The organism is Streptomyces bohaiensis (assembly GCF_012033785.1).
Classification (GTDB): Bacteria; Actinomycetota; Actinomycetes; order Streptomycetales; family Streptomycetaceae; genus Streptomyces; species Streptomyces bohaiensis.
The window spans coordinates 1-8,322 of record NZ_JAAVJC010000210.1 but is presented as its reverse complement, the minus strand read 5'-3'; the positions used below and the strand labels follow the sequence as shown (position 1 = coordinate 8,322).

At 74.3% G+C, this 8,322-nt stretch carries 8 protein-coding genes; 4 read left to right on the top strand and 4 right to left on the bottom strand.

Going from position 1 to position 8,322, the window contains the following annotated elements; genetic code table 11:
- Positions 1–47 precede the first annotated feature (47 nt).
- Positions 48–968 carry a dihydrodipicolinate synthase family protein gene (locus HCN52_RS18685; protein WP_168089606.1) on the bottom strand — a complete coding sequence of 307 codons (921 nt, stop codon included), beginning with the start codon at positions 966–968 and terminating at the stop codon, positions 48–50.
- Positions 969–1,082: 114 nt separating this feature from the next.
- On the opposite strand from HCN52_RS18685, the gene HCN52_RS18680 reads away from it, so the two are divergent.
- Both HCN52_RS18680 and HCN52_RS18675 read left to right on the top strand, forming a co-directional pair.
- Positions 1,083–2,147, top strand: a complete 1,065-nt coding sequence (locus tag HCN52_RS18680) for a LacI family DNA-binding transcriptional regulator (protein WP_168089605.1) — start codon at positions 1,083–1,085, stop codon at positions 2,145–2,147.
- Between the two features lie 300 nt (positions 2,148–2,447).
- Complete coding sequence (locus HCN52_RS18675) at positions 2,448–3,980, top strand: AAA family ATPase (protein ID WP_168089604.1); 1,533 nt, start codon at positions 2,448–2,450, stop codon at positions 3,978–3,980.
- A gap of 261 nt (positions 3,981–4,241) precedes the next feature.
- Here the strand turns inward: HCN52_RS18675 and HCN52_RS25595 are convergent, their stop codons facing one another.
- On the bottom strand, positions 4,242–4,718 hold the full coding sequence (locus HCN52_RS25595; RefSeq protein WP_312876771.1) for a DUF2267 domain-containing protein: 477 nt from the start codon (positions 4,716–4,718) through the stop codon (positions 4,242–4,244).
- A 405-nt stretch (positions 4,719–5,123) separates the two neighbouring features.
- Between HCN52_RS25595 and HCN52_RS18665 the strand changes: the two genes are divergently transcribed.
- Positions 5,124–5,486: an ArsC/Spx/MgsR family protein gene (locus tag HCN52_RS18665; RefSeq protein WP_168089602.1), complete on the top strand. Its 363-nt coding sequence runs from the start codon at positions 5,124–5,126 to the stop codon at positions 5,484–5,486.
- A gap of 63 nt (positions 5,487–5,549) precedes the next feature.
- Here HCN52_RS18665 and HCN52_RS18660 read toward each other — a convergent pair whose 3' ends face one another.
- Entirely contained in the window at positions 5,550–6,461 is a 912-nt protein-coding gene (locus HCN52_RS18660) for a Gfo/Idh/MocA family protein (protein WP_168089601.1), read from the bottom strand.
- Positions 6,462–6,608: 147 nt separating this feature from the next.
- Here HCN52_RS18660 and glnII point away from each other — a divergent pair, with 147 nt between their 5' ends.
- On the top strand, positions 6,609–7,628 hold the full coding sequence (gene glnII, locus HCN52_RS18655) for a glutamine synthetase (RefSeq protein ID WP_168089600.1): 1,020 nt from the start codon (positions 6,609–6,611) through the stop codon (positions 7,626–7,628).
- Positions 7,629–7,760: 132 nt separating this feature from the next.
- On the opposite strand, the gene HCN52_RS18650 is transcribed toward glnII, so the two are convergent.
- Positions 7,761–8,171: a GlcG/HbpS family heme-binding protein gene (locus HCN52_RS18650; protein ID WP_168089599.1), complete on the bottom strand. Its 411-nt coding sequence runs from the start codon at positions 8,169–8,171 to the stop codon at positions 7,761–7,763.
- Positions 8,172–8,322: the final 151 nt, after the last annotated feature.

Below are 8,322 nucleotides of genomic sequence, written 5' to 3'. Positions count from 1 at the left end.
GCCCGGCGGTGCGCTGGGCACCGCCGGTTCCGCCCGCACCGCACGCGTCAGATCAGGGACGCGGCCTTCAGCGCCTCGGCGATCTCCTGCTCGGCGGCCTCGGAGAGGTCGATCAGCGGGGACCGGACGGTGGCGTGGGGCAGCACGCCGCGGGCCTTGAGGCCCAGCTTCAGCGCCACGGTGCCCTCCATGTGGGAGCCGCGGTGGTAGACCGACTTGGTGACCGGGAGCAGGCGGTCGTGCAGGGCGCGCGCCGCGACGTAGTCGCGGGCCTTGCCGGCGGCGATCAGCTCGATGAGCGGCTCGGGGGCGAGGCCGCCGTAGCCCACGAGCGCACCGTCCACGTCGAACATGGTGTGCAGCAGGTACTCGTCGTGGCAGGTGAGGATCTGCAGCTCGGGGTGCTCGGCCCGCAGCACCGGGATCTCGGTGTCCCAGCGGCGCATGTTCCGCACGCCGTTCTTGGTGGCGAAGACGCCCGGCTGCGCGGCGATCTCCAGCTGGGTCTCGAGGTCGTAGCTGGCCTTGGTGACGTCCGGGTACTGGAAGAGGATCAGCGGCAGGCCGGACTCCTCGTGGACGACGCGGTAGCGGTCCTGCGGGGCGCCCTTCTGGAAGCCGAACCGCAGCCAGCCGTGCGAGGGGTAGAGCAGGCCGGCGGCGGCGCCCGCGTCGACGGCGCGGCGCGCCTCGTCTGCGGCGACGGCGGTGCCCTCACCGGTGATGCCGGCGATGATCGGCGTGGCGCCGTCCACGGCCTCGACCAGGGTGCGGATGACCGCCACCTGCTCCTGCTGGGTGAGGAAGGTGCCCTCACCCGCGTGCCCGAGGCAGACCAGGCCCTTGACGCCGTCGAAACCGGCGAGCCAGCGGCCGTAGGAGGCGAGCGCCTCGTGGTCGACGGCGCCGTCGGGGGTGAAGGGTGTGACAGGGGCCGGGACAAGTCCGCGGAGGTCGAGCTGAGTCATGGGGTACCCCCTTGTGGGAACGTTTGCGGGAACGTTTCGACACTATGACCGCAAGGATTCACGCGGGTCAAGAGCTTGGGCGGAACCGATCGTGGTGGCGGTAGGCTCACCCGCATGGTGACCATTCGGGACGTGGCGAGAGCAGCGGGCGTCAGCACATCGACCGTGTCGCGGGCGCTCGACGAACGACTGCCGCGCTCACGGAGCGCCACCGCCGAGCGGGTACGCGAGGTGGCCCGCGAACTCGGCTATGTGCGGGACCCGTTGGCCTCCGGTCTGCGCCGCGCGGGTACCAGCACCATCGGCGTCATCGTGCCCCGGCTGACCGACACGATCATGGCGATGCTCTACGAGGAGATCGCCGCCGCGAGCGCGGAACGCGGCGTCTTCGCCGTCGTCGCCAGTACCGAGGACTCACCGGAGGCCGAACGCCGCGCCGCCGACTCGCTGATGCGTCGCCGGGTCGACGGACTGATCCTCACCACCGCCCGGTTGGACACCGCCGGCGCCCCGACCGCCCGGCAGGAAGCGCCCCCGGCGGCCGACCGGGAGGACGCCCCCGCCGCCTCCCCCGCGGTCGGACGCCCGGCGGTGCCGCGGGTCCTGGCGCTGCGCACCGACGGGTTCCACCCCGCGTCGGTCGGCGACGACCTCCTCGGCGCACGGCTGGCCACCCGGCACCTGCTGGATCTCGGCCACCGCCGCATCGGACTGGTCGGCGGGCCGGAGCACGCCTCCAGCGCCCTGCTGCGCCACCAGGGCCACCGCGAGGCACTGCGGGAGATGGGCGTCGAGCCCGACCCGCGCCTGACCACCGGCGACTCGTTCTCCATGGAGGCGGGAGAGGCCGCCGGACGGCGGCTGCTGGCCCTGCCGGAGCCGCCCACCGCGATCTTCGCGGTCAACGACAACACCGCCATCGGGGTGCTGGCAGCGGCGCACCAGCGCGGGCTGCGGGTGCCGGAGGACCTCTCCGTCGTCGGCTACAACGACATCCCGACCGTGAGCCGGCTCCCGGTACCGCTCAGCACGGTGCGCGTCCCGTTCGACCAGGTGGCGCGCGGCGCCCTGCGGCTGCTGCTGGAGGAGCGCGAGCCCGGCACCCCGCCGCCGATACTCACCGCGACCCCGACGTTCATCCCGCGCGCCTCCTCCTGCCCGCCGCCCCGGCGGACCTGAGGCGGCCGGCGGGACGGCCGGCGGGACGGCCGGGCGGTGGCCGAAGCGGACCGGAATGGACACGGCCCGGCACCCCGGCGGTCACGGGACCCGGGTCAGCTCGATGCCGCCCGGGCCCCGGGAAGGGACAGACAGCCCTGACGGCGGCCGGCCGTGTGCGCTCCCAGACGGCACGCACGGCCCCGCCCGGAGGACCTGCGGCCCTGGTCGCCGACCCCGCGGCCGCGACTTTGAGTGAATCGTGATTCACCATGTAACGTGAACCACGATTCACGTTCCCTACCTCCGGTGGGTGGTGCCATGTCCCTCGTCCCCGTTCCCGGCCATGTGCGGTTCCGTGACGAGGAGTGGGCCAAGCTCACCAAGTTCGCGGCGCAGGACAACGGGGCGCTGCGCATCGGTGTCGTCTCCGGACGGCGGAGGTTGGGCAAGTCCTATCTGCTGCGGGCGCTGTGCGAGGCGGTGGGCGGGACCTATCTGCTGGCCGTGCAGGAGGACAGCCGGCCTGCTGCCCAGGCTCGCGTGGTCGAGGCGGTCGCGCGGGCCAGGGGCTTGCCGTCGGAAGCGCTTCGGCTGGGTGATGACTGGGCGGCGATCCTGCGGCTGCTGCTGCGGTCCCAGCCCGGGAACGCCGGGGTCCCCCCACTGCTGGTCCTCGACGAGTTCCCTTATCTGCTGCGGCACTCGCCGGAGCTGCCCGGCCTGCTGCAGTCGTTGTACGACGAGGCGCGCTACGAGTCCGGCGCGGGCCGCGCGGCACTCCAGGGGGGCGTCATCCTGTGCGGATCAGCGCTGTCGGTCATGCACGACCTGCTCGCGGGACAGCAGGCGCTGCGCGGGCGCGCCACACTCGATCTGCGGCTGGCGCCGCTGGACTTCCGTGCCGCCCGCGCGTTCTGGGGCATCGAGGACCCGCACACCGCGTTCCTGGTCGACGCGGTCTGCGGCGGCGTCCCCGGCTACCGCGTACTCGCGGAACACGACGCGCCGCACAGCCCGGCCGACTTCGACACCTTCGCCGCCCACAGCCTCCTCACCCCGGGAGGCCCGCTGTACTCGCGCACCGAGACCGAGTACCTGCTGCGCGAGGACCCGCGCCTGGACCAGCGTGCCACGTACTATCCGCTGCTCGGCGCCATGGTCGACGGGGCGACCACCCCCACCGAGATCGGCGGTCGCATCGGCAAGGAGCGCTCCGCCACAGCGCACGCCCTCGACGTGCTGGATGCTGCCGGATACGTCCGGCGCGACCAGGACCTCCTCAAGAAGCGCTCTCCCTCGTACCTGGTCCCCGATCCGATGATCCGGTTCAACCAGGCCGTCACCATCCCCCAGACCCCCCTCATCGACGCCGGGCTGCACGAACGCGCCTGGAAGCAGGCCGGGCCCGCCTTCCAGTCGCAGGTCCTCGGCCCGCACTTCGAGCACGTGGCGCGCGAGTGGACACGCCGCTGGGCACCGGAGGAAGCCCCCGGCCTCGACTACGGCTGGGTGGGCCGGACCGAGGTCGCCGACCCCACCGCCCGCACCAGGCACGAGGTGGACATCGTCCTCCTGGGCCCCGGCGAGTCCCCCCGCCAAGCCCACCGCACCATCCGCATGCTCGGCGAGGCGAAGGCCACCGCCGCACCGCGGGGGATCAAGGACCTGGAACGCCTCGACCACATCCGCGGGCTCCTCGCCCGCCAGGGCCACCACACCGAGGACGCCGTCCTTGCGCTCTTCTCCCTCCACGGTTTCTGGCCCGACCTCGCCGCCCTCGCAGCCCGACGCGACGACACCCTCCTGATCGGCCTGCCCGAGCTCTACCGCCCCGCCGCCCCTGCCCGGTGAGGAGGAGCGGGCCTTCACTCCGACCGAGCGGAGGGCCGCCCCGGCGAAGCTGAGGCGGCCGGCCGGACGGCCGGAGGACGGCCGGGCGGCGGCCGAAGCGGACCGGAACGGACACGGCCCGGCACCCCGGCACGCGCGCGGCGCCCACCCGCCGAGCGGGTGGGCGCCGATGGGGCTGCCTGTGCTCGGGCGCGAGGGCTCCTCACGCCCACGGTACGACCGCCGCCCCCGAGAGGCGGCCGCGCTGACGCGTCCGGACGCTCAGGCCGCGGAGGCGAGTTCGGGACGCCCCACCAGCTCGGGGCGGCCGAACAGCAGCGCGTACCCGCCGGGCAGCGCGGCGATGACGCGGTCGAGCACCGAGCGCTCCGCCCCGCGGGCCAGCACGTGCAGCACCGCACCGACGTCCCAGCGGTTGGTGGCCGGGCTGCCGCCGCAGCGCTCGGTCATCTCCTGCACGAACTCCCAGCCGGTGAGGCTGCGGGGGGCGGCGGTCGCCCGGGTGAGCAGCCGGGCGGCGGGCCCGGGCAGGCAGTCGGCGAGGGCGGACCGGTCGGCGCGGCCGAGCTGACCACCGAGCGCGGACAGGACGCGGCGGACCGACTCCTCCGCGCGCTCACGGGTGGGGTAGGCGCCCTCGTACCGGACCTGTTCGAGGAAGTGGTGGAAGGCGGCGGAGTCGTCGGAGGCGACACGGACGGAGGTGGGCTGGGCGGCGAGCGGGCGGGGGTGCGTCACAGGCGGTGCCTTTCGCGTCAGAACCGAGGCGGAAGTACGGGGCAGCACGCGGATCACCGGGCGGAGCGCAGCGGGGAAGGGGAACGCTCGTCCCTGCCGTCGCGTCACGCGTGCCGGGACTCCGGCGGCTGACGGGCCGGCAGCGACGACGGCCATGGTTCGTCGCTGCCCGCTGCGGGGAGCGCGGAAACCACATTCGGGCGCCGTGCGGTCGACATCACACCGAGTGAGGCCGAGCGGGCGGTGCCACGGCGCGCCTCTGCCCCGACTCCCGCCGCCCATGGGCCACACGGGCCCACAGCATCCGGACAGAACCGGATGGCGGCAACACGCAGTAACGGATGGCGTCCGGTTCGTCCCCCGTGCCGCTGCCACCCGGGCGGCAGCGGCGCGTAGCGTGGCGGCATGGAGATCTGGGTCAATCCGAGGTGCTCGAAGTGCCGTACGGCGCTCTCCCTGCTGGAGGCCGAGGGCGCGGCGCACACCGTGCGCCGCTACCTGGAGGACGTTCCCTCGGCGGAGGAGATCCGCGCCGTGCTGGAGCGGCTCGGCCTGGAGCCCTGGGAGATCACGCGGGCCCAGGAGCCGGAGGCCAGGGAGCTCGGGGTGGCCGGGTGGACGAAGGAGCCGGCCGACCGCGACCGGTGGGTGGCCGCGCTCGCGGCGCACCCGCGCCTGATCCAGCGCCCGATCGTCATCGCCGACGACGGCACCGCGGTGGTCGGGCGGAGCGAGGCGGCCGTCCGGGACGCCATGGCGCGGCGCTGACCGCCGCCGGCCCCGCCCGGCCCGGGGCGCACCGGTGGGCGCCGCACCCCGGGCCGTCACGGCTCAGGCCGATGCGCTCCGGGCCGGCTTCGCGGGCAGCGACGCCTCCACCGCCGCGAGGATCTCGGTGACCCGCGCCCCGAACCGCACGTCGCAGGGATGGGGTTCGCCACCGGCCGCACGCAGCAGCGCGTCCACGGCGTTGGCGAACGGCACCGCCGGCGCGTCACCGTGCCAGGCGGGCATCCGGGAGACGCCGGCCTCCCCGCGCACCTCCGCCAGCACCTCGGCGGCGGCCTCGGGCACGGTGTGGCTGGTGGTGACGGTGGAGACGGCGCCCGAGGTGTGGCGCAGCAGGAACTGCACGGTGTCGCCGGGCCCCGCCTGGCCGCACACCGTCTCCAGGTCCGCCACGTCGCCGAGGACCGGCAGCAGCATCGACAGTGCGTGCGGCCCGACGTCCCAGAGCGCGCCCCGGTCGTGACGCCACGGCGAGGCGGCGTAGGGGCTGTCGCCACCGGCGAAGATCGAGGAGAGCCAGCGGGCGTCCCCGGTCCACCAGCCGTCGGCGGCCCGCTGCTCCTCCACCCAGGCCGCCGGGCCGTCGGTGAAGCGGAGCGTGAAGTAGACGACGGACGCGACGCCCGTCTCGGCCACCACGTCCACCAGTTCCCGGGCGCCCTCGACGGAGGTGGCGATGGGCTTGTCCAGCAGCAGGTGCTTGCCGGCGCGGGCCGCCCGCACCGCGAGGGGGGCCTGGACGTCCGGCGGCAGGGCGATGGCCACGGCGTCGCAGGCGTCCAGCAGCGCGTCCACGTCGTCGTGGGCACGCGTGCCGAGTGTGTCGGCCAGATCACGGGCGGCCTCGGGGCGGCGCCCCCAGACCCCGGCGAGTTCCACCGCGGGGTGGGCGGCGAGGGCGGGTCCGTGGGTGCGGCGGGCCCAGGGCCCGGTGCCGAGCAGTCCGATGCGCATGCGAGTCTCCCCTGTTCGGCGCCCCCGCCGGCGGGCGGGGACGGTTACCTCTGTTTAACAGGCGGGCAACTGGCGGGAAAACCGGTGGCTGGATCGTGGCGGCAGCGCATCCGCACACCCGCCCCGCAAGGCCCCGGAGGACCCGACGTGAGCTACAAGGCCGAGTACATCTGGATCGACGGCACCGCGCCCACCGCGAAGCTGCGTTCCAAGACGAAGATCGTGGCCGATGGCGTCGAACCGCCGGAGTGGGGCTTCGACGGCTCCAGCACCAACCAGGCCGAGGGCCACGCCTCGGACCGGGTGCTGTCCCCGGTGGCGGTCTTCGCCGATCCGATCCGCGGCGGCGAGAACAAGCTCGTGCTCTGCGAGGTCTTCAACACCGACGGGACGCCGCACGAGTCCAACACGCGCGCCCTGCTGCGCCCGGTGGCGGAGCGGTTCGCGGGGCAGGAGCCGCTGTTCGGGATCGAGCAGGAGTACACCTTCTTCGAGGGCGCCCGGCCGCTGGGCTTCCCCGAGGGCGGGTTCCCCGCGCCGCAGGGCGGCTACTACTGCGGTGTCGGGGCCGACGAGATCCACGGCCGGGACATCGTCGAGGAGCACCTCGACAACTGCCTCACCGCGGGGCTGGGCATCTCCGGCATCAACGCCGAGGTCATGCCGGGCCAGTGGGAGTTCCAGGTCGGTCCGCTCTCCCCGCTGGAGGTCGCCGACCAGCTGTGGGTGGCGCGCTGGCTGCTCTACCGCACCGCCGAGGACCACAAGGTCTCCGCGACGCTGGACCCCAAGCCGGCGAAGGGCGACTGGAACGGCGCGGGCGCGCACACCAACTTCTCCACCCGTGCGATGCGCGAGGGGTACGACGCGATCGTCGCGGCGGCCGAGGCCCTCGGCAAGGAGGGCAAGCCGCTGGAGCACGTCAAGCAGTACGGCGTGGGCGTCGAGGACCGCCTCACCGGCGCCCACGAGACGGCGCCCTGGGACCAGTACAGCTACGGCGTCTCCGACCGCGGCGCCTCGGTCCGCATCCCGTGGCAGGTGGAGCGCGACAAGAAGGGCTACATCGAGGACCGGCGCCCCAACGCCAACGTCGACCCGTACGTGGTGACGCGCCTCCTGGTGGACACCTGCTGCACCGAGCTGGAGTCGGCCGGGCTGGCCTGACCCCGTCGACGCGGCTCCTTCGGGGCCGTGTCCACCCTCCTGACGGCCGTTCCCGGCCTGCGTCGCCATCCCCCGGCGGGCGCAGGCCGGGGGCGGCCGTCGGACCGTGCGGGGGACGGGGAGCCCTGGGTGTCAGAGCGCGGCCGCGGCGGCGTTCGCCACGGCGCTGTCCTGCTCCCCGCTGCCGCCGCTGACCCCGACCGCGCCGACGACGGTACCGCCGCGGCGCAGCGGCACCCCGCCCGCGAAGATCATCACGCGGCCGTCGTTGGACGCGTCGATGCCGTAGAACTGGTCGCCCGGGCCGGCGTTGTCGGCGAGCTCCGCGGTGCTGAGGTCGAACGCCCGCGACGTGAACGCCTTGTTGATCGAGATGTCGATGCTGCCGATCCAGGCGCCGTCCATGCGGACGTGGGCGACGAGGTTGCCGCCGGCGTCGACCACCGCGATGTTGACCGGCTGCCCCGCCTCGCGGGCCGCCCGCTCCCCCGCTTCGATGACGCGCCGCGCGTCGTCGAGGGAGACCGATTCCGTCGTGATCATGAAGTCGCTCCTTCGCCGGCGCGTCGCCGGACGGTGGGGACCCACCGGCCGGCGCCGGGGCGACCGCCGCCCGCGCGCCGGTGGCCACGGTCGCAGCGCCGCCGGGTCGAGCGGGCGATGTTCCTCCTCCGCCACACCGATCGCGGCGTCA